Origin of the sequence: Vibrio sp. LB10LO1 (genome assembly GCF_010092875.1) — a bacterium.
GTDB lineage: Bacteria > Pseudomonadota > Gammaproteobacteria > Enterobacterales > Vibrionaceae > Vibrio > Vibrio campbellii.
On record NZ_JAADJW010000027.1, the window covers coordinates 1 to 18286 of the forward strand.

An 18286-nucleotide genomic window follows, 5' to 3' on the forward strand; every position below is an offset into this window, starting at 1 on the left:
TTCCCACCGTCATTCTGAAGGAGCCTAAGCGAGTATTCAGAATCTACTTTCAGCGCGTTGTGATGTTGCATTGTGAATTGAATTGTCCGCGATTGCAGGACCAGTCCCTCCCCTTTGAAATCGTTGTGTTGAGATCTTCGGAGTTTGATACAAGGGGAGGTTAGGTGGGGTTGGTAGTTTGAGGTTGAATACTGGGTTATGTGCTTGCAACCTTCTTCTACCTTTTGTTTGTTCGCGCTCTTACTAATCATTTTCGACAGAGTTTGTGGTAAGTAGATTCCCAGTCTCACCTAGGTTCGCGGGAATGACGGAAAGAGATAGCTAAACGAACAGCGTCATTCTGAAGGAGCCCAAGCGATTATTCAGAATCTGTTTTCAGTGCGTTGTTGTGCTGACAGTGTGAATTGAATTATCCGTCAGTGCAGAACCAGTCCCCCCCTTTGAGCTCTCTGGATTAAGCATCTTGTTCCCTCCGTATTACCTCAAACCGCAGTATCGCGTTGTTTTTTATGCGAATGACCAATATTTTATAACAATAAATTGACCTGATTTAATTAATTCGTATAACGTATTGGTTGATTTCTAACAGTGCGGTGCACACAAGAGTGCATGATATGTAAATAAAGGATAGGACTGAATGCAATTATCTGATAAGGGGCTGAAATTATTTACAGAACTATTAACTGAACTGGCGCATACACAAAAAATATGGGTAGATGATCCCAAAGAATATTTTAATAAGGTAAAAAAAGACAGTTTAATAAGTTCCAGTATAGATGCGCCTAGCGATTTAAGTCGTGAGATGAGAACAAAATGGCAAAATCAGGAGCCTTGCTTTTATCAGCTGCATCACACAGCGAGATCTCTATCTATCGTCAGAGAATTAGCTGTTCTTGTACAAAAGGTTAATAATATTAATTGCTTGCCATACGAGTTGAACAAAGTCATAGAAGCAATAGTATACGAGTACGTCAACTCTGATCTTTATGGATTTGCTCGGAGTGTTATGCAAAATGGCGAAGAAGTTAATGTTCAGTCTGAAACTTTAAAAACAATTACGATCACTAGACTATCTAATTTTAAAAAAAGCTTTTCTGCTTCAGTTTTTCAATTTCCGGTAACAATGTTCAATCTAAACGAAGAACTGGAAATAAGCCCAAGTATTAGACTTTTTCCGGTAGATCGCTTTGATTTAACAGAAAAACAGTTAATGCAATTTAAAGCAACTAGAGTATTTGACTATAATTATTACCTTGAAGTTCATGTGCAAACGCGATGCAGTAAGAAGTTGGCACAGCAGCTAGCTGAAAAGGCTAGGGATGCTACTTATAACATTTTAAAGCTTCTAGGTACTCGCTTATCAAGAAGGGCAATTCCTTTACTTGCTTCAAATGAGAGAAATAGTCACTTATTCGACTTTTATAGATATGGAATAGACGATAAAAGTATGGGCAATGACTCATCAATTAGATTTGCGTCTTTTCAATTTGACTCAGAAGTGTTTTGGAAAGAATTTTACAAAGGCTATCTTTCTGATGAAAGTACCATACACATCGCATTTGAAATACCAGAGTTGCTCTTGATTCCCAACTTTTCTAATCAAAGAGTCGTTGAGCGGCTAGAGCGCTCGTTACTGTGGTATGGAGATGCATCAACAGAGCCCAACTCGTACCAGCAACTACTGAAATTGGTTAGTTCACTAGAAGCATTGGTTAATTTTCGAGAGGAGAGCGTTACAAAAGTATTTATAAGAAGAATTTCTCACTTAAACATTAACCATAATGGTCTTAGTGATGTAGTTGAAAGTAAGGCTAAGCTCCTATACAAAGCACGATCCAGAATCGTGCATGGGGGATCAATAGATGAAAGATTAGATTTCTGCGCGATTGATTTTTGCTCAGATACTTTACTGAGAGCTATATATTGGTTTCACCGTTTTGGTTTTGAAAAAAGAGGATTTAATAATACATTGCCCGGATTTTTGGATGATTTGCCAAACAGTATTAAAAGCGATAAACCTGACCTATCTCCATCTACCTGAATGTAACTTATTCCCCAAAAACCAAAAAAGCCAGCAGTTAATATCTGCTGGCAAAGTCTTTGGGCTTCTAGGTTTTTTGATTTTATTTCTTGTTACTCATCGCTGTCACGGTGCCCCGATTGGTTTTCCGGGGAAGAAAACACAGCACCGTGCGCTTTGTGTTCAAGAAATTGGAGATTAACCTTGCTTACGGATTAGGTAGTCAAATGCGCCTAAGCTTGCTTTTGCACCTTCACCCATCGCAATGATGATCTGTTTGTAAGGAACGGTTGTTGCGTCACCAGCTGCGAACACACCTTCTAGGCTAGTATCGCCACGGCTACCGACTTCAATTTCGCCGCGCTCAGATAGCGCTACTTCTGAATCTTTTAGCCATTCTGTGTTTGGTACTAGACCGATTTGAACAAAGATACCTGACAGTTCGATCTCTTTGATTTCGTCTGTGTTGCGGTCTTTGTACTTCAAGCTTGTTACGCGAGTACCGTCGCCCACAACTTCAGTAGTTTGCGCCATCGTGATGATGTCTACGTTTGGTAGTGAGTTCGCTTTGTCGATAAGCACTTGGTCTGCACGAAGTACGTCTGCGAATTCAAGAACCGTTACGTGTTCTACGATACCAGCAAGGTCGATAGCGGCTTCGATGCCTGAGTTACCACCACCGATAACCGCAGTTTTCTTGCCTTTGAACAGTGGGCCGTCACAGTGTGGGCAGTACGCGACGCCTTTGTTGCGGTACTCTTGCTCACCCGGAACGTTCATTTCACGCCAGCGTGCACCCGGGCTAAGGATGACACTCTTACTCTTCAGCGTTGCGCCGCTTTCAAGTTGGATGTGAATCAAACCATCTTCTGTGTGTGCTGCGCCCATTAGCTTCTCAGCTTGTTGCTCAGTCACGACGTCTACATCGTATTCTTTTAGGTGTTCTGCTAGGTCAGTTGCTAGTTTTGGACCTTCAGTACGTTTTACCGAAATGAAGTTCTCGATTGCCATGGTGTCCATAACCTGACCACCAAAGCGTTTAGCAACAACGCCAGTACGAATACCTTTACGAGCGGCGTATAGAGCAGCAGCGCTACCACCAGGACCACCGCCGACAACAAGTACGTCGTATGGGTCTTTTTCGCTCAGTGCTTTTGCGGCTTTCTCGCTCGCGCCGTCATCCACTTTGTTTAGGATTTCAGTCAGAGACATACGGCCTTGACCGAATAGCTCACCGTTCACGAATACACTTGGTACGGCCATGATGTCGCGTTGTTTTACTTCATCTTGGAACAAACCACCGTCGATCATGGTTGCTTTTACTTTCGGGTTGATCGCCGCCATCATGTTGAACGCTTGAACCACGTCCGGACAGTTTTGGCACGACAGTGAAATGAAGATTTCTACGTCTAGATCTTTGTCTAGCGCTGCGATTTGCTCAATCACTTCTGGTTCTAGTTTGATTGGATGACCGCCAGAGTGAAGCAGTGCCAATACTAGAGAGGTAAATTCGTGGCCCATTGGCAAGCCTGCAAAGCGTAGTGCCGTGCCTTTAGCTGGGTTAGTTACCGCCATCACTGGTTTACGTGCGCTTGCGTTGTCGTCACGTTCAACGGTGATTAGGTCGCTCATCTCTGCGATTTGGTTCGCTAGAGACAAAATGTCATTCGATGCTTTGCTTTCATCTAGACTAACCACTAAACGAACTTCTTCTTTTACATTAGCCAGATATTGTTTGAGTTGTTGTTGGATCGCTTGGTCTAACATAGTTGTTACTACCTTAATTAAAACTAAAAAGTGGTTACTTTAGATAAAACCTGAGGGGGAGAGAGCAAATCAGGCAGAAGGTCGTCAAGGTATCTAACCTGAAGTGCTCTCTAATTCAGTTCTAATCAGAAAAAGGAAATCGGAACTGATTAGAACTTAAATTTCAGTGGCTTAGATTTTGCCAACTAGGTCTAGTGATGGAGCTAGTGTCTCTTCACCTTCTTTCCATTTAGCTGGGCAAACTTCGCCTGGGTGCGCTGCTACGTATTGAGCTGCTTTCACTTTGCGTAGTAGGTCTTCTGCGTCACGACCGATACCTTCAGCAGTGATTTCCATTGCTTGGATAGTACCTTCTGGGTCGATTAGGAACGTTGCACGGTCTGCAAGACCTTGACCTTCACGCATCACACCGAAGTTGTTTGTGATGTTGCCTGTTTGGTCGCCAAGCATGTAGTACTGAATCTTACCGATTGTGTCTGAGCTGTCGTGCCATGCTTTGTGAGTGAAGTGTGTGTCAGTTGATACTGAGTAAACTTCTACGCCACGTTTTTGTAGCTCTTCGTAGTGGTCTGCTAGGTCGCCCAGTTCTGTTGGACATACAAACGTAAAGTCTGCTGGGTAGAAGAAGAATACTGCCCATTTACCTAGAACGTCTTGTTCTGTTACTTCAACGAATTCGCCGTTTTTGTACGCTGTAGCTGCAAATGGTTTGATTTGAGTATTAATCATAATTTACTTTCCTTTGAATGTTTTAAGCTGAGCTGTTGTTGCTTTCGGAAAGTATATTCTCATCGGAGTGTGTTTAAGGAAAATCGCTTGTAACTATCCTATTGATAGCCATTTCCTATTTCACTTGATAGGGAAATCCGATGTAAGTGAGTTTGCTTTGATAGGTTTTATTGAAGATGAACGCAGATTAGCAATAGAGAATACCGATGATTACTTTGAGTAGTTCTTCTAGCCAAGATCGAAAGAGCCTGCATATCGGCAGGCTCTTTCTAATAGGAAGTGGGGAAGCGGATGCTTCTATCTTGTTAGCTCAGATTGTCGAGCACTTTGCCACACAACTTCTTCAGCATGATCATTTCATCTAGCTCTAATGTGATTTTGCACATCATGGCGTTTGGCACCGACTTAGCTTGCTCTTTAAGGGCACGACCTTGCTCGGTTAGGTTGAGTACGCGAACGCGCTCATCGGTTTCACTGCGACCACGCTCTACATAGCCTTTTGCTTCTAAGCGTTTAAGCAGCGGTGTGAGTGTGCCTGAGTCCAAATGCAGTTGTGACCCCAATTCTTTTACGCTGGCACCGTCTTTCTCCCACAGCACCATCATCACTAAGTATTGCGAATAAGTCAGATCAAGCTCGTCCAGCAGCGGGCGGTAAGCTCGGATCACCGCATTGGCTGCGCTGTAGAGCGGGAAGCAAACTTGGTTTTCGAGTAAGAGTTTATCGTCGTCGGTCATGGTGTTGTCGGTGTAACACTGGCTCATTGGCGTTGCCTACCTGCTCATAGAGAAAGAGAGTTATAAAATAAATTGTGCGCAATATAGTTGCAAACGATCTTTACTTCGATATAAGATTGCAAGCAATTAAATTGTGCGCAACTTAAATTAAAAAGGACACTCGCATGACTACTCTATACAAAACTCAAGCTACTGCTTTGGCTGGTCGTAATGGTCAAGTAAAAACAGATGACGGTCTTCTTGATCTAGAGCTGTCATACCCGAAGGAAATGGGCGGCACAGGCGCAGCAACTAACCCTGAACAGCTTTTTGCAGCGGGCTATTCGGCATGTTTTTCTAACGCGATTTTGCACGTAGCACGTGAAGGTAAAGTAAACCTGAAAAGCGCACCCGTAACAGCGGAAGTGGGCATTGGTCCGAACGATAACGGTGGCTTTGCACTAACAGTGAGCCTAGCGGTAGAGCTAGACATGCCACAAGAACAAGCGCTAGAGCTAACGCGCATTGCACACCAAGTTTGCCCATATTCAAACGCGGTTCGTGGCAACATTGATGTGGCAGTAACGGTAAACGGCGAAGCAATTTAAGCGGTTTCAACCACTGCACAAAGACAAGAAAGCCTGCAAGTACGCAGGCTTTTTCTATATTTGAAGTAGGAGTCTAAATTTAAACTTAATTTGGTTTGTTCGAAATGCACAGGTATAGTTGGCAAGATTAGGTCAAAATCTAAACGAAAAATAGAATGTGATTAGCACTTTCTATTGATTCAAATATTTCGGTCAAACCTGCAGTATAGCTCGGCTGGATTCGCTTGTTGTTACACCAGCGAGGTTGCCGATAGGAGTCATGTGATGAGCACTGAAACGGTAAGTTATCTAAAAAAGAATGCTGCGAAGCTTGAACTGGATGAACCAATGACTATTACGCAAAATGGTAAGCCTATTTATGTCGTTGAGTCTTATGAAGAACGTCAGGAGCGTGATGAAGCCATTGCTTTAATGAAGTTTGTTAGCTTTGCTCAAAATGATGTTGCGAATGAACGTGTAAAGTCATCAGAAGATATGAAGAGCACGTTAGCAGCACTCAAAGATTGAGTTTGATACGAGCATGGAAGCAAAAGTTCTCTATACACAAACCTTTGAAAATACGGCTATTCAGAGTATTAACTATTTATCGAACTGGAGCGCTCGCAACGATGTGATTGATAGATTAATTGCGGTTCAGCAGAGGTTTGAACACAACGTTTTGAATAACCCGTCTATCTATCCCCCTTGTTATGAACTGACAACAATCGGTGTTTACGACATCCGGCAATTTAGCTTTGATGGATTCAAGCTGCTTTACCGAATTGGTGACAAAAATACTATCTATGCTCTAGTGATTCTGAGTGACAAACAAAACCTACAAAACGCATTGATTGACCACTGCATCATGTTCAAATGATTCTATGAGAGACCGCATTAACGCGGTCTCTTTTGCTTTCTGGCTCTAGTGTATTAACGCGACTCTAGCGGGTAAGAGCGGTAGCTCCAAATGCCGTAAGTACGCAGTGCATCGCGGTAGATACCAAGCAGTTCGCCATCGCTGGCTTTGGCTAAGTCTTTCAGTGGCTTGTCTGGGTAGCTCACTGTGTCAAAAGTGATGTCTTGTGGTCCAGTTTGCCAGCTTGCGATTTCAAACAAGGTTTGACCACGGCGCACGTGGCTCGCTGAGCTTATGATGGTCGCGTGTTTGATGTTATGACGCGCCAATGCGTAGCTGCTGAATAGGGCGTTACCTACCGTGCTGGTGGCGTAGTTTTCTTCAATGATGCGATCTTTGCTGATGCCTTTTTCAATCAGCCAATCCGCCATTAACTTGCCTTCGGTTTTGTGGTTCTTCGGTACGCCTCCCGTCAATACGATCAACGCGTCTGGGTTTGCTTTCGCCATTGCTAGCGTGGTTTCCAAACGCTCAACCAAGATTTGATGCATTGAACCATCTGGGTTCAGCGCGTATCCCAACGTGACGATTGCGCCTTTGTCATCCAATTTGCCTTTGTCGGCTTTCTCTTTTAGTGGCGTTGTAAGTACGCGGTCGACGGTGTCGAAGATGCGCTGGATGTCTGCCGCTTTACCTGCATTGAGCTTAGTGAGTGTCGCCATGTGTTTCGCTGATTCCGCTTGGTTGCCCTCAAAGCGTTGCCATACCGCTAGGTAAGCGTGTAAATCCACATCGTCTGGTGCAACAGAAAGGGCTTGTTCAAACAGTTCAATCGCGCGGTCTGCATTCTTGTTGTAGATCTGCGCGTTGGCCGCAGAAATCAGTAGGTCAGTACGGTACGGCTCAAGTTTGTAGGCTTCTAGTAAGCGGTCGGTAACAATCTCCATGTTGCTCGGCATTTTGGCGGTAAAACCCGCATGAGAGATACGCGTAGGGGATTTGAATGCTTGTACTGCGTCGTTGAGAAGCTGGTCGACAACCTGACGTTTAGTGACGATCTGTGAGTAGTCTGCTGAAGATTGGACAGCAGCATCGTTAGCCGCGATAGAGTATGGGGCAGCAGTCAGCGCAATCACGCTACCAAGAGCAATGGCAAGTAAGTTCTTCTTCATGGGGTATCCTAGAGGTGCTGTATTACCTAGTGTTTCGTGTTTTTATAGTTCGAACAAAGTCGATGGATGGGGCCAGTCTAGGTCCGGTTCATGAATAATCTGTGAAATGAATCCCAACTCAGCCGAGCGAATGAACGCGCGTGGCCAAAACGCGAAGTAGGATCACGAAAATGATGAGGTATTAATTTGTGTTCTAAGTGTTTGGATTAAAAGATAAACAGCGTTAGTGGGATGTTTTAATGAGTAAGCGCGTGAGTGGGAGGCCATCCCAACAAAAAAGGCCGTTAACCCACATGCTCGGGTTAACGGCCTTTTCTATATTCAGCGCTAAATGGCAAAGGCTTAGTTGCCTTGATTTTGGCTTTGAAGCTTCTCTTTTGCTTCTTCAACCTTTGAGAAATCCAATCCCAATTCGTCTACCGCTTCTTTGATTAGCGCAGGGTTTTGCATCACTTGCGCCATCAGCATTTGTAGCTTGTCTTGTGGCAAGCCTAGTTGGCTGATTGTTGCCATTGCCGCTAGAGGGTTTTGCGTCAGAGTCTGAAAAATCTCGTTGATTTGTTCATCGCTGATGTTGTTCTCTTTTAGCAGCGCAATAATCGGGTTCATCGCATTTCCTTTTAATCACAGAATGAAATAGAACCTGAGTTTATCACTGTCGGGTTTATGGATGGTAGTGATTGAGAGAATTTGGCGGCACCCAATATTTCGTGCTTCTGATACTTACGAGAGCATCGCTTTAATTGGGTTATTAACTGGTCATAACTTGAAAGAAAATCACATAAATATAACAATTGATTCACAATTAAATTACATCGCACATTTCTAATTCTTTTGTTTTGCACTTAGTTGCATATTGGGTTTAGTTTGAACTCGTAAGTCTATGTGTAACAACTAATAAGGAATATTAATGATGAGAACATTGACTATTGCCACTTTGTTGTGGGCAATGACGTTCCAAGCACTGGCTACTTCTGTTTATTACATAAACCGCACTAGTGAAGCAATACGTGTGAATTTCGTCGTAGATACCACGGAGCCTGTCGAAAATGGTTACCAGTATCGTGCGCCCTCCGAGCAAGTCATTATCCTGCCATATGAACGCGTAAAGGTGGCGGACTTTAACCGTTACTACGGCATCGTAAATGGTGCGACCTATGACTACTACATGTATGTAGATCGCCAAAATGGGCAAGACGGTGGCTGGGTAGAAGAGAGAGAGACTCCTATCGCACAGCTTCGTTTGGTTGGGCATGGTGCAGGCACGACGCTATCTTACGGATATAAGAGGCTTGTACTGAAAGGTGACTATGACCCGTACGTAACGGAAGTGAATCGTGGCGATGGTCGTCATGCGGAGTTTGGAGCAAAGGCCGTTTATACCTCTGGTTTCGATGACGTTGAGTTTGTGATAGCCGAGCATGACATTGCAGACATGGAGTATCGAGAGCATGTCTTACAAGTCGCGACTTATAATCTGTGGATGATCCCTTCTGTTTCTTCAGACATCGCTGCCCGTGCAGCCATGATGGAGCACAATCTGTCTGGTTACGATGTGCTAGCGCTGCAAGAGGCATTTTCGAGCTACAGAGAGCCGATGTTTGACGCTTTGAGTGATGAGTATCCTTACCGAACTGACGTGGTTGGGGGCGAGAGCAATGCAATGTACGATGGCGGTGTGGTGACCTTGAGCCGATACCCAATTTTAGAATCGGATGCTCTGGTTTTTGATCATTGCTCAGGGACAGACTGTTATGCGGATAAGGGGATTGTATACACCAAAATCGATAAGAACGGCGAGATATACCATATCTTCAACACCCACCTTGCGTCCTTTGATACCCGAGAGGCAAAGCGGCTACGTCGCTTGCAACTCGGCTTATTGCGAACTTTTATGCTGACCAAGCAGATTCCTGCTGACGAGGCGGTTATTTATGCCGGCGATTTCAACATCGATAAAAACAGTGACTTTATGGAGTACCTGCTGATGCTGGCAACGCTTGAGGTCGATCCTCCGGCTTACTTGGGCTACACGCCAGCAACCTTTGAGCCGAAAATCAACGCTTACGCATCGGCTAATTATTCTGGTGGCGAAAAGTCTGAGTACCTTGATTATGTATTTGTAAGCTCGGAGCATCGCAGGGCTTTTGAAAACACCAACACCGTTAAGTTGAAACAGCGAGTCACTGAAGACTCGTGGGGAGAGTGGCACCTCTCGGATCACTTTAGTGTCGTGGGCAACTTTGTTTTCGATGAACGTAACTAAATAAGCGCTCTGCTCAATGCATTCGGGCCTACAGCAAGTCTGTAGGCCCGATTTATTTAATATCAAGAATAGGCGGGTAAAAGGGCTTTACGTTTGTAGTTTAGCAACATGCTCAAACTGATCACCGCGGTGAGCGTTTCTGCAAAGACAATACTTGCCCAAATGCCGTCTTGCGGGAAAAACTTAGGCAGTAGCAATACACCTAGCGCAACAAACACAAACCCTCGACATAAGGAAATAAGCGTCGCTTGTTTTGGCTTGGCAATGGCTTGGAACAGGTTGGCTATCACCATGTTCAACCCCATCAAAGGTACCCCGAAGAAGTAGAACGTCAGTGCGCTTGCGGCGATTGGGATTAAGTCATTCGCATTACCTAAGTATATCGAGGCAATCAGTGGCGCCGACAGCCAGATACCTAACAGAAAGACCGTACCGCTGCCCATGGCTGCTTTCACCCCCAGTTTTAGAATCTCGTCAATGCGTTCAGGTCGTCCTGCTCCGTGATTAAAGCTGAGGATTGGCTGACATGCTTGTGCGATGCCTACCATGACAAATAGGGCAAATATACCAACGTTTGTGGTCAAACCGTAGGCGATAATGTAGCCCTCACCGAACTGGTTTAGTAGGACATAATTGAACAAAATAATGGTCATTGCTGATGTGAGTTCAAGAAAGAAAGTCGGTGTGCCTATACTTAAAATTTCTTTCGCTTTACTTAATCCGATGCCTTTTAAATTAAGCCTCAACGTGCCTTTCTCTCTGGCGAGATGAGTGATTAAAATTAATGCAATTAGTGTTTGTGCGACTGCCGTTCCATAGGCTGCCCCTGCCATTCCCATGTCCATTTTTATGATGAAAAAATAATCGCATGCAAGGTTAGCTATCGCACCAAAAGACATGGCATAAGTGGCCAGTTTAGGGTTTGTATCGTTGCGTACAAAGCAGGATAAAACCCAAGCGAGTGAGTAGACGACGAAAAAAGGTAGCATTGCAGACATATAATCTTGAGCATGTTTCGCTATAGAGCCTGTGGCTCCAATTGATGCAATGATTTCATCTAGCCAGACTATGCCAACTCCAACCGTTATGCTCGAAAGCAGTGCTGTGAGCAAGATTGATTGACTAAACCAGATTTGGCTGGCTCTGGATTTTCCTTTGCCAATTTCTATCGACATTTTAGCGGCGCCACCAATTCCAACCATCATTGCAATGGCGGTAAAAATGGAGAATGGCGCAACAATTAATGCCATTGCCCCGACTCCCTCGGAGCCGATGCCCATCCCGACGATGAGTGTATCGCCCATTATGAACAAGGATTTTATTAACATGCCAGTCAGCGCTGGCCATAGATACTGATAAAAGGATTTTGAAATAGGATCAGTGTTTAGGTTGATAGCCATGGAATAGAAAAATACCCGAATGTGATGAATTTATTTTCGGGTATTATTGGTACATTTAAACGTGGATAAAAGGGATTATCCGCCCTTTATATTGTACTATCTGAACATCGATGGCGAAATTCTGCAGGCGTTTCGCCCTTTTGCTTTCGATAGAAACGGCTGAAATAAGCAGGGTCATCAAAGCCCAATTCAAAGGCTATGGTCTTGACGGTTTTGGTCGAAAACACCAGCTCTCGATTCGCTTCTAATATGATTCGGTCATGAATCAGTTGCGTGACCGTCTTGTCTCTGTCGGCTTTCACTAATTCGTTTAGACGTTTGCTTGTGAGCGCTAAGGCATCGGAGTAGAACTGGCATTTCTTTTGTTCGCGATAATGCAGTTCAATCAATTCGATCAATTGAACAATGCGAGCATCTTTCTGCTCCCCTTTTTGGAATGGCTGTTTAGAAAAGCGCAATGCATAGCGTAGAAAGCTGTTGAGGAGTGATTCTACAAGATCCCAGTCGCACGCCTCTCGTTCGCATTCTTCTTGGAGCAATGTGTAAATCGATTCTAGGTAGGGAAAACCCTCTTCGTTGCAATCAAGGTACGGTGGACGATCAATCGTAGAAAATACGGTATTCACCAGTTGCGTGCTGCGTGGATTAGTTTCAGCGAAGCCGGGGCTGAAGATCAACATGCGAACGCTTTTGCCCATAAACTCAGAATGGTGAACCTGCCCTGGTGAAATGGTAAATAAACGGCCGAGGCGGTTTTGGTATTCGATGAAATCGATACTCTGCGTTCCGCTATTATCCAAACACCACACGATTTCCCAGTACTCGTGACGATGCGGCTCGATAAACGGTGCTTCTTGGATGCCTGAAAACTCGAGCGCTCTGAACGGCTCTCCTAAAATGAGCTGTAATTTTGGAATAGGCAGAGTGATGTTGCTCATGAAGTTTCAACCGTTCGTGGAGATAATGGCTTTATTATTAATCGAATGACTTATATCGTGCACGGCTTTTATTTTGACTAATAGCCAGTGAGTTCCATGTAGCCAGTCCCAGAATGAGAGCCCTCAATACGTATTGGGCCTTCCCAATAAGGCACAGAAAGCGGCATTTTCGCGTTCGGGTTGAGAGCAGAAACGGTAAGCTCAATTTGCTGATTTGGAATCGACACTTGCCACTGGGTTGGAAACTTTCGCCCTTGGATTTCTGTTTGTTTGGTTGCTTTTAAGCGAATGTCTTTTTGAGAAATGGCGATGCCAGAGCCATCTTGCTGCATCCGCTTTGCGCTGGCGTAACTGGCTGCTCCGGTTTTGGAATCCCGCAATTGGAACACTACCAAGCTGGTTTCGTCACTCAACCTTAGAGCAAACCAGTCCCAGCCCTGTTGTGAATCGAGCAAGAACTGCGAGCTCCACTCTCGGTCTATCCAACCTTTGCCGGATACTTGATGGGTTTTGCCGTCGATCGTAACTTCACCGGAGACATCAATAAACGGTTGGCTGTAGTAATACGAAGCCACCTGACCATCGGCACTTTTGGTGCTGTACCCTTGTTCGCCTTGCTTTTGATAAGGCGCGTGGCTGGTAAGAGTGAGCGAGTAGCCAAACTGTTCTGAATTGGCATTTAGCGTGGCGGGGAAGAGATCGTTGGTTGAAGAAGTCCACTGCCAATCATCCAGATAAACCCGAAATGGAGAGTCATCGACGCCGGCTAGAGAGGCTTGGTCGCGTGACCATTTTTCATCTGCGTAGTGTTTGTCCGTTGTAGTGACCGCGCTGTGCGCCATGTAGATTTGCTGAGCTTGCCATTCGGTTTTCTTCGCGTCATCTTCGCCCCTTGGCGGTGGTGGTGACGGCGGCGCAGCAGCAAAGCGAAATTGTGTCCATTGAACGCCAAGTGGGTTGCCGTCTTCATCGATTAAGTTGGCGGTTAAGTACCACCATTCATGACGAAAGTTCGGGTGTGCTTGATGGTCTGCTGGGAAGGTCAGTTCGACACCTTTTTCCACGGGTGTGAATGGGTTGCTCTCGCTTTGCATATCTCCACTGCCCAGCAAAGTGCCCATATTTTGTGTGCTCATATTTTTTTGTGGGGCATCTTCACATCCAAATAGGATCAAGCTGCTTATGAGCAGAGTCAGTTTGCTTGCTAATCGAACCATCACAACACCTAGCTTTGCAAACTGGACACGACAGGCTTACTGACCAATCGCCATAGCGGAATCAAGGTTGCAATCACCGCCACCAAGATGGTGATCGCCGCAATACTGAGGGCATCACTCCAATTCCACAGATAATTTAGGCTCCAACCAAAAGCGCGCAAGGTGACGATATCTGTCAGCACATATCCCACCATGGCACCGAGGGGCAGGGCGATAACCAGAGTAAAACTGACCAGAGCGACGATCTGTCCGACCACCATGGTCATTAATTTACGACGGCTGACGCCAAGAGCGTACAGCCTTGCAATGGCGGCTTTGCGCGCGTCGAGTAACATAAAACAAGCACTGAACAAACCAATCACCGCGACCATCAAAGTTACGCCGTTGAGCGCGCGCGTAATGGCGAAGGTCTGTGAGAATATATCCAACGCGATGGATTTGATTTGCGCCTGATCGTAGAGCTGACTTGGATGCAGATTCAATTGCTCGCGTAGTTGGTCGTAGACGATTTGTGGGTCACCAGATACTTTAATGCCAAGGCTTGTCGGCAAGTCGGTAAATCCGCTCTCTTGCCATAATTTAGGTGCCAATAACACTTCACCGTTGGGTGAGCCGTAATCATGGAATACCGCACCCACAAGCAGGTTCTTATTTGGAGCGGCATCAAGCGTGAGCTCGCTACCCAGTGATAAACCCAGTTTGACCGCGGTTGGTTCACTGATGGCAACCAGCTCACCTTGGTAAAAGCGGGACCAGAAGTTCTCCAAATGCGATTTGAACACCATGGTTTGCTCTAAGGTGTCTTTGTCTTTGGTACCAAGCAAAATTGGTAAGCCTTGCAGATTATCGTCGACGTAGTATTGCTTGTAGACGGTCTCAACCTTGTCGAACTGCCCTAACGCGCGCTCCACATCTGCGATTTCTCCTTGCGCGGGGCTGACGTAAATATCGGCGTGTAGCCTTTGTTCTAACCACTGTTTTAGGGTGGATTCAAAGCTGCCCACTAAGGTGTTCATCCCAATATTGGCAGTAACGGCGAGTAGCAACGCCATCATGGCGAGAGAAAGCGGAGAAATCAGCTCGCGCAGCTCAGCAAACAGATATTGCATTAAACCGGAAGTGGTGCGTTTTTCACACCAATTGGCTAAGACGCTGAGTGTTTTGGGTAGATATAGAGGAATCGACACCACAAGCACACCGAGCCACGCCATGGTAAAGCGATGATGATCACTCAGCCACAAACCTGCAAGCGCGAGAGTCGTCAACGCAATACCTATGACGAACAATTGGTTTTCGTTAGAGGCTTCCGGCGCTTGATAAAATCCTCCATGAGAGGAGAGCGGCTGGCGCACTCGTTGTTTAAAGTGCTGCCAACATGCTAATAAGGTGGCGGCTAACGTGAGCAACAGCGCTTGCGCCCACCATTGCCACTGCCAAGTGCCGGGCAGCAGTGTCGCACCATAAAGTTGCTCTAAAGTCAGTGCTACGGTCGGATGTAGCCAATGGCTAAGTTGCATGCCTAATACAAAACCGAGGGAAGCGCCGATGGTAACGAGAATAGTGAGTTCAACTAACAGCGCAGAGAACACAATGCTCGGCGCAACGCCCGCCTGTTGAATCTGCACTAACAGTCGACTGCGTTTCAGCAAGCTGTACTTTACGCCGTTGTAAGCGATGAACAGCCCGACTAAAAAGGCGAGTAAGCTCATTGCGGTGAGATTGAGGTGAAAGCTGTCGGTCAGTGAGCCAAGGTCTGCACTTTGATTATTGGAAATCCATTGCCCTTGCTCGCCAATCAGGTTCTGCCATTTTGTTTGCGTGTCTTTATTCCCTTTATCGCCCGAAGGGAAAACCGCAATGTAACTGAGCTGTCCTTGTTTATTGAGCATTTGCTGGGCAAAGCCAATGTCCATCAACATTCGGCTGCCCAATTGCCAATCATCGGGTAGTACCACCACTTGGGTTGAGATGTCGTCTAAAGTTAGGGTTTCTACCTCTCCTAAGTTTTGGTGTTGAGATTGGCTCATCATCACGATTGGCTTGCCGGCTAAAAGCTCAGGTAGAGGCAAAGCACTGTCGAACAAAGACACGTTATCCTCACTATCTGATGAATAGCGTGAACGAGAAGAGATGGCAGCAATTAACTCGCTACCTTGCACTGACCAACGACGCCCTTGTTCGTCTCTCACTCGTCCTTCGATTACCGGTAGTGCTGCACTGAGTCCGTTCTGTCTAAGGGTGAAGTAGAGTGATTCGGGCAGATAGTTTTGCCCTGCTGGTGGAATAATTAAGTTCTGAGCTTGTGCGCTAAGCTGCTCGGTAGACTCAGCATAACTGCGCTTGGCATTGAGGTTGATGGCTTGCACCGCAACAAACAAGGTCACTGCCAGCACGATACCGATCAGAATTGCGGCGGCTTGCAGTGGCGCCTGCCGATAGTGCGCTACAAACAGATTCAGGGCGAGTCGGGTATGAGTGAATCTGGTGTTTGATAGCTTAGCTTGCTTCATGATGTTGCTCATTTACATCGTGCTGATTTTGCGCCAGTCCGTTTTGTAAACGCCCATCTTTTAAGCGTAACGGGGTTTGCATAAACTCGGCACACTCAGGACTATGTGTCACCAAGAGCACGGCGGTATTGCCTTGGGTGGTGATTTCACTGAGTAGTTTCATCACTTCTAACCCTGCTTTTTGGTCGAGGTTTCCTGTGGGTTCATCAGCAAGTAGCAGTTTAGGTTTGTGGGCAAGTGCACGGGCAATAGCGACGCGTTGTTGTTGACCGCCTGAAAGAGCAGAAACATGCCTGTCGAGAAGTTGGCTGATGCCCAGCGTTTCGACCAGGTAATCGCACCAGTTATCCCATTTCTGTTGATTCAAATGCAGAGGGAAGGCGATGTTTTGCTGCACGTTGAGCGGCGTTAATAGATTGAATTGCTGGAAGATAACACCGAGTTTTTGGTGTCGAAATCGGCTCCATTGCGGGTCTTTCCAAGCCGATGTGTTATCACCATCTAACCACAACTCACCATCGGAAAGTGGCTCAAAGCCAGCGATGACATTGAGTAAAGTACTTTTGCCGCTACCACTTGCGCCCGTTAGCGCAACACTCGCTCCTGTGTTCAACGTAAAGTCGACGCCTTCCAACACGCGATGTGTCTCTTTGCCATCAACAAAGCTTTTGCTGGCGTGTTTGAGTGTGACAAGTGGGCTTTCCATTTCCTCTCCCTGTATTAAAAGGTGTCGTTTCTTTTGGCAATGGCTATTGCAGTTAGTTCTCTAGAAACTTTAGACAACAATCAGATAAAAACAGCGATTTACATCGATTTCTTAATAACTTGTACTGCATAGCTGGCTAAGTGGATTGATAAGGACATAAGTTTTCCTTCTGACTATAAGCATAAGATCGGCTTAAATCTTACTTTGTCGTTTTTGGCTTGTTTTATGTCATTTTTGCCATGGGTGTGTACGGCGAATCATCGGCACAATACACCCATCAGCCACAGACAAAACAAAGAGAGAGAAGAATGTCTAAAACTGCATTGCTATTGATTGATTTTCAAAACGACTACTACCCAAGCTACTCAGGTGCAAAATGGCCACTGTCAGGCACAGAAGAGGCGGCAGAGAACGCAGCACAACTGCTTGATGCATTTCGCCAAAAAGAGTTACCCGTTGTGCACGTAAGACATGAGTTTCCAACAGAGGAAGCGCCGTTCTTCCTACCTAATTCTGAAGGTGCGCAAATTCACTCAAGTGTCGCACCTATCGAAGGTGAGGCTGTGGTGCTAAAGCATCAAATCAACAGCTTTCGAGATACGGATTTGCAAGCCATTCTTGATGATGAAAATGTCACGAGGTTGGTGATCGTTGGAGCGATGAGCCACATGTGTATTGATGCAGTCTCACGTGCTGCCGTGGATTTAGGGTATGAATGTCACGTCGCTCACGACGGTTGTGCGACGCTAGACTTAGAATTTGATGGCGTGAAAGTACCAGCCAAGCAAGTGCATGCAGCATTTATGGCAGCGCTAAGCTTTGGCTACTGCAACGTAGACAGCTCAGTAAAACTGCTCGAGTTAGCGAACTAACGGGTGTTCGTGGCGGCTTACATTGGGGCGCAACACACATCTCAGTAAAAGAACAAAAAAAAGCCCAACGCATTTAAAGCGTTGGGCTTTTTCTTGAATTGAGGTCGGCTTACACGTAGTACGCTTCAACTTCGCCTTTTAGCTTGATAAGCATTGGGTTACCGAAACGGTCTTTTGCTTTAGGAGAAGCAATTTTTACCCAACCTTCGCTGATGCAGTATTCTTCTACGTCAGTACGCTCTTGGCCGTTGATACGAATACCGATTTGGTGCTCGAAGCATTCTTTGATGAAGAATGGGCTACGTGGGTTACCCGCTAGGCGATCTGGTAGAGCTGGTTTAGCTGTATCTGTCATTTTGTGTGACCTTGAAGTCATTAGAAAAAGTGCGCCATTGTAGTCAGTGCAAGGCGAGTGTTCAAGAATTGTTGGTGCGAGTTTGAAGCACATAACAATCACAACCATTCAAAATGCTCGTTTGGGTGGGCTTTTACCTCGTTCAAGCTGAGAGAGAGTAAACACGTGATTTCTG

General features: G+C 45.7%; 17 protein-coding genes. 6 read left to right on the forward strand and 11 right to left on the reverse strand.

The window, feature by feature from the left end; genetic code table 11:
- The first annotated feature begins 637 nt into the window (after positions 1-637).
- Complete coding sequence (locus tag GXP65_RS17810; RefSeq protein WP_162093384.1) at positions 638-2041, forward strand: HEPN domain-containing protein; 1404 nt, start codon at positions 638-640, stop codon at positions 2039-2041.
- Between the two features lie 177 nt (positions 2042-2218).
- Here GXP65_RS17810 and ahpF read toward each other — a convergent pair whose 3' ends face one another.
- The 3 genes from ahpF to GXP65_RS17825 all read right to left on the reverse strand — a co-directional run bounded on the left by ahpF (position 2219) and on the right by GXP65_RS17825 (position 5280).
- On the reverse strand, positions 2219-3787 hold the full coding sequence (gene ahpF, locus GXP65_RS17815) for an alkyl hydroperoxide reductase subunit F (protein ID WP_005374617.1): 1569 nt from the start codon (positions 3785-3787) through the stop codon (positions 2219-2221).
- A gap of 171 nt (positions 3788-3958) precedes the next feature.
- Complete coding sequence (gene ahpC, locus GXP65_RS17820; RefSeq protein ID WP_005374632.1) at positions 3959-4516, reverse strand: alkyl hydroperoxide reductase subunit C; 558 nt, start codon at positions 4514-4516, stop codon at positions 3959-3961.
- Between the two features lie 305 nt (positions 4517-4821).
- Entirely contained in the window at positions 4822-5280 is a 459-nt protein-coding gene (locus tag GXP65_RS17825; protein ID WP_045484297.1) for a MarR family transcriptional regulator, read from the reverse strand.
- Positions 5281-5417: 137 nt separating this feature from the next.
- Between GXP65_RS17825 and GXP65_RS17830 the strand changes: the two genes are divergently transcribed.
- The 3 genes from GXP65_RS17830 (at position 5418) to GXP65_RS17840 (ending at position 6696) form a co-directional block, all read left to right on the forward strand.
- Positions 5418-5840: an organic hydroperoxide resistance protein gene (locus tag GXP65_RS17830; RefSeq protein WP_005374640.1), complete on the forward strand. Its 423-nt coding sequence runs from the start codon at positions 5418-5420 to the stop codon at positions 5838-5840.
- A gap of 264 nt (positions 5841-6104) precedes the next feature.
- Positions 6105-6347 (forward strand): type II toxin-antitoxin system Phd/YefM family antitoxin, encoded by a 243-nt coding sequence (locus GXP65_RS17835; RefSeq protein WP_162093385.1) that lies wholly within the window; start codon positions 6105-6107, stop codon positions 6345-6347.
- Positions 6348-6360: 13 nt separating this feature from the next.
- Complete coding sequence (locus tag GXP65_RS17840; protein ID WP_020195558.1) at positions 6361-6696, forward strand: type II toxin-antitoxin system RelE/ParE family toxin; 336 nt, start codon at positions 6361-6363, stop codon at positions 6694-6696.
- 53 nt (positions 6697-6749) lie between these two features.
- Here GXP65_RS17840 and GXP65_RS17845 read toward each other — a convergent pair whose 3' ends face one another.
- Positions 6750-7847: a YdcF family protein gene (locus GXP65_RS17845; RefSeq protein ID WP_162093386.1), complete on the reverse strand. Its 1098-nt coding sequence runs from the start codon at positions 7845-7847 to the stop codon at positions 6750-6752.
- A 342-nt stretch (positions 7848-8189) separates the two neighbouring features.
- On the reverse strand, positions 8190-8456 hold the full coding sequence (locus tag GXP65_RS17850; RefSeq protein ID WP_004746427.1) for a DUF2999 family protein: 267 nt from the start codon (positions 8454-8456) through the stop codon (positions 8190-8192).
- Between the two features lie 301 nt (positions 8457-8757).
- On the opposite strand from GXP65_RS17850, the gene GXP65_RS17855 reads away from it, so the two are divergent.
- Positions 8758-10113: a sphingomyelin phosphodiesterase gene (locus GXP65_RS17855; RefSeq protein ID WP_205455574.1), complete on the forward strand. Its 1356-nt coding sequence runs from the start codon at positions 8758-8760 to the stop codon at positions 10111-10113.
- Positions 10114-10175: 62 nt separating this feature from the next.
- Here GXP65_RS17855 and GXP65_RS17860 read toward each other — a convergent pair whose 3' ends face one another.
- The 5 genes from GXP65_RS17860 to GXP65_RS17880 form a co-directional block, all read right to left on the reverse strand.
- Positions 10176-11513, reverse strand: a complete 1338-nt coding sequence (locus GXP65_RS17860; protein WP_162093387.1) for an MATE family efflux transporter — start codon at positions 11511-11513, stop codon at positions 10176-10178.
- Between the two features lie 86 nt (positions 11514-11599).
- Complete coding sequence (locus GXP65_RS17865; RefSeq protein ID WP_162093388.1) at positions 11600-12451, reverse strand: helix-turn-helix domain-containing protein; 852 nt, start codon at positions 12449-12451, stop codon at positions 11600-11602.
- Between the two features lie 77 nt (positions 12452-12528).
- Positions 12529-13668: a lipocalin-like domain-containing protein gene (locus tag GXP65_RS17870; protein ID WP_162093389.1), complete on the reverse strand. Its 1140-nt coding sequence runs from the start codon at positions 13666-13668 to the stop codon at positions 12529-12531.
- Positions 13669-13676: 8 nt separating this feature from the next.
- The gene (locus tag GXP65_RS17875) at positions 13677-16178 is read right to left on the reverse strand and encodes an ABC transporter permease (protein WP_162093390.1); all 2502 of its coding nucleotides are present in this window, start codon (positions 16176-16178) and stop codon (positions 13677-13679) included.
- Positions 16165-16884 (reverse strand): ABC transporter ATP-binding protein, encoded by a 720-nt coding sequence (locus GXP65_RS17880; protein WP_162093391.1) that lies wholly within the window; start codon positions 16882-16884, stop codon positions 16165-16167. The genes GXP65_RS17875 and GXP65_RS17880 overlap by 14 nt, the downstream gene beginning before the upstream one ends.
- A 308-nt stretch (positions 16885-17192) precedes the next feature.
- Here GXP65_RS17880 and GXP65_RS17885 point away from each other — a divergent pair, with 308 nt between their 5' ends.
- On the forward strand, positions 17193-17756 hold the full coding sequence (locus GXP65_RS17885; RefSeq protein ID WP_051118300.1) for a cysteine hydrolase family protein: 564 nt from the start codon (positions 17193-17195) through the stop codon (positions 17754-17756).
- Between the two features lie 109 nt (positions 17757-17865).
- On the opposite strand, the gene GXP65_RS17890 is transcribed toward GXP65_RS17885, so the two are convergent.
- Entirely contained in the window at positions 17866-18111 is a 246-nt protein-coding gene (locus tag GXP65_RS17890; protein ID WP_005374689.1) for a DUF3297 family protein, read from the reverse strand.
- Between the last annotated feature and the right edge of the window lie 175 nt (positions 18112-18286).

What these genes read in the sequence shown, in the direction of transcription:
- GXP65_RS17845 (WP_162093386.1), bottom strand. Translation starts at nt 7,847, where the DNA reads ATGAAGAAGAACTTACTTGCCATTGCTCTTGGTAGCGTGATTGCGCTG.
- GXP65_RS17840 (WP_020195558.1), top strand. Translation starts at nt 6,361, where the DNA reads ATGGAAGCAAAAGTTCTCTATACACAAACCTTTGAAAATACGGCTATT.
- GXP65_RS17880 (WP_162093391.1), bottom strand. Translation starts at nt 16,884, where the DNA reads ATGGAAAGCCCACTTGTCACACTCAAACACGCCAGCAAAAGCTTTGTT.
- GXP65_RS17860 (WP_162093387.1), bottom strand. Translation starts at nt 11,513, where the DNA reads ATGGCTATCAACCTAAACACTGATCCTATTTCAAAATCCTTTTATCAG.
- GXP65_RS17890 (WP_005374689.1), bottom strand. Translation starts at nt 18,111, where the DNA reads ATGACAGATACAGCTAAACCAGCTCTACCAGATCGCCTAGCGGGTAAC.
- GXP65_RS17885 (WP_051118300.1), top strand. Translation starts at nt 17,193, where the DNA reads ATGTCTAAAACTGCATTGCTATTGATTGATTTTCAAAACGACTACTAC.
- GXP65_RS17830 (WP_005374640.1), top strand. Translation starts at nt 5,418, where the DNA reads ATGACTACTCTATACAAAACTCAAGCTACTGCTTTGGCTGGTCGTAAT.
- GXP65_RS17825 (WP_045484297.1), bottom strand. Translation starts at nt 5,280, where the DNA reads ATGAGCCAGTGTTACACCGACAACACCATGACCGACGACGATAAACTC.
- GXP65_RS17870 (WP_162093389.1), bottom strand. Translation starts at nt 13,668, where the DNA reads ATGGTTCGATTAGCAAGCAAACTGACTCTGCTCATAAGCAGCTTGATC.
- ahpF (WP_005374617.1), bottom strand. Translation starts at nt 3,787, where the DNA reads ATGTTAGACCAAGCGATCCAACAACAACTCAAACAATATCTGGCTAAT.
- GXP65_RS17835 (WP_162093385.1), top strand. Translation starts at nt 6,105, where the DNA reads ATGAGCACTGAAACGGTAAGTTATCTAAAAAAGAATGCTGCGAAGCTT.
- GXP65_RS17865 (WP_162093388.1), bottom strand. Translation starts at nt 12,451, where the DNA reads ATGAGCAACATCACTCTGCCTATTCCAAAATTACAGCTCATTTTAGGA.
- GXP65_RS17850 (WP_004746427.1), bottom strand. Translation starts at nt 8,456, where the DNA reads ATGAACCCGATTATTGCGCTGCTAAAAGAGAACAACATCAGCGATGAA.
- GXP65_RS17855 (WP_205455574.1), top strand. Translation starts at nt 8,758, where the DNA reads ATGATGAGAACATTGACTATTGCCACTTTGTTGTGGGCAATGACGTTC.
- ahpC (WP_005374632.1), bottom strand. Translation starts at nt 4,516, where the DNA reads ATGATTAATACTCAAATCAAACCATTTGCAGCTACAGCGTACAAAAAC.
- GXP65_RS17875 (WP_162093390.1), bottom strand. Translation starts at nt 16,178, where the DNA reads ATGAAGCAAGCTAAGCTATCAAACACCAGATTCACTCATACCCGACTC.
- GXP65_RS17810 (WP_162093384.1), top strand. Translation starts at nt 638, where the DNA reads ATGCAATTATCTGATAAGGGGCTGAAATTATTTACAGAACTATTAACT.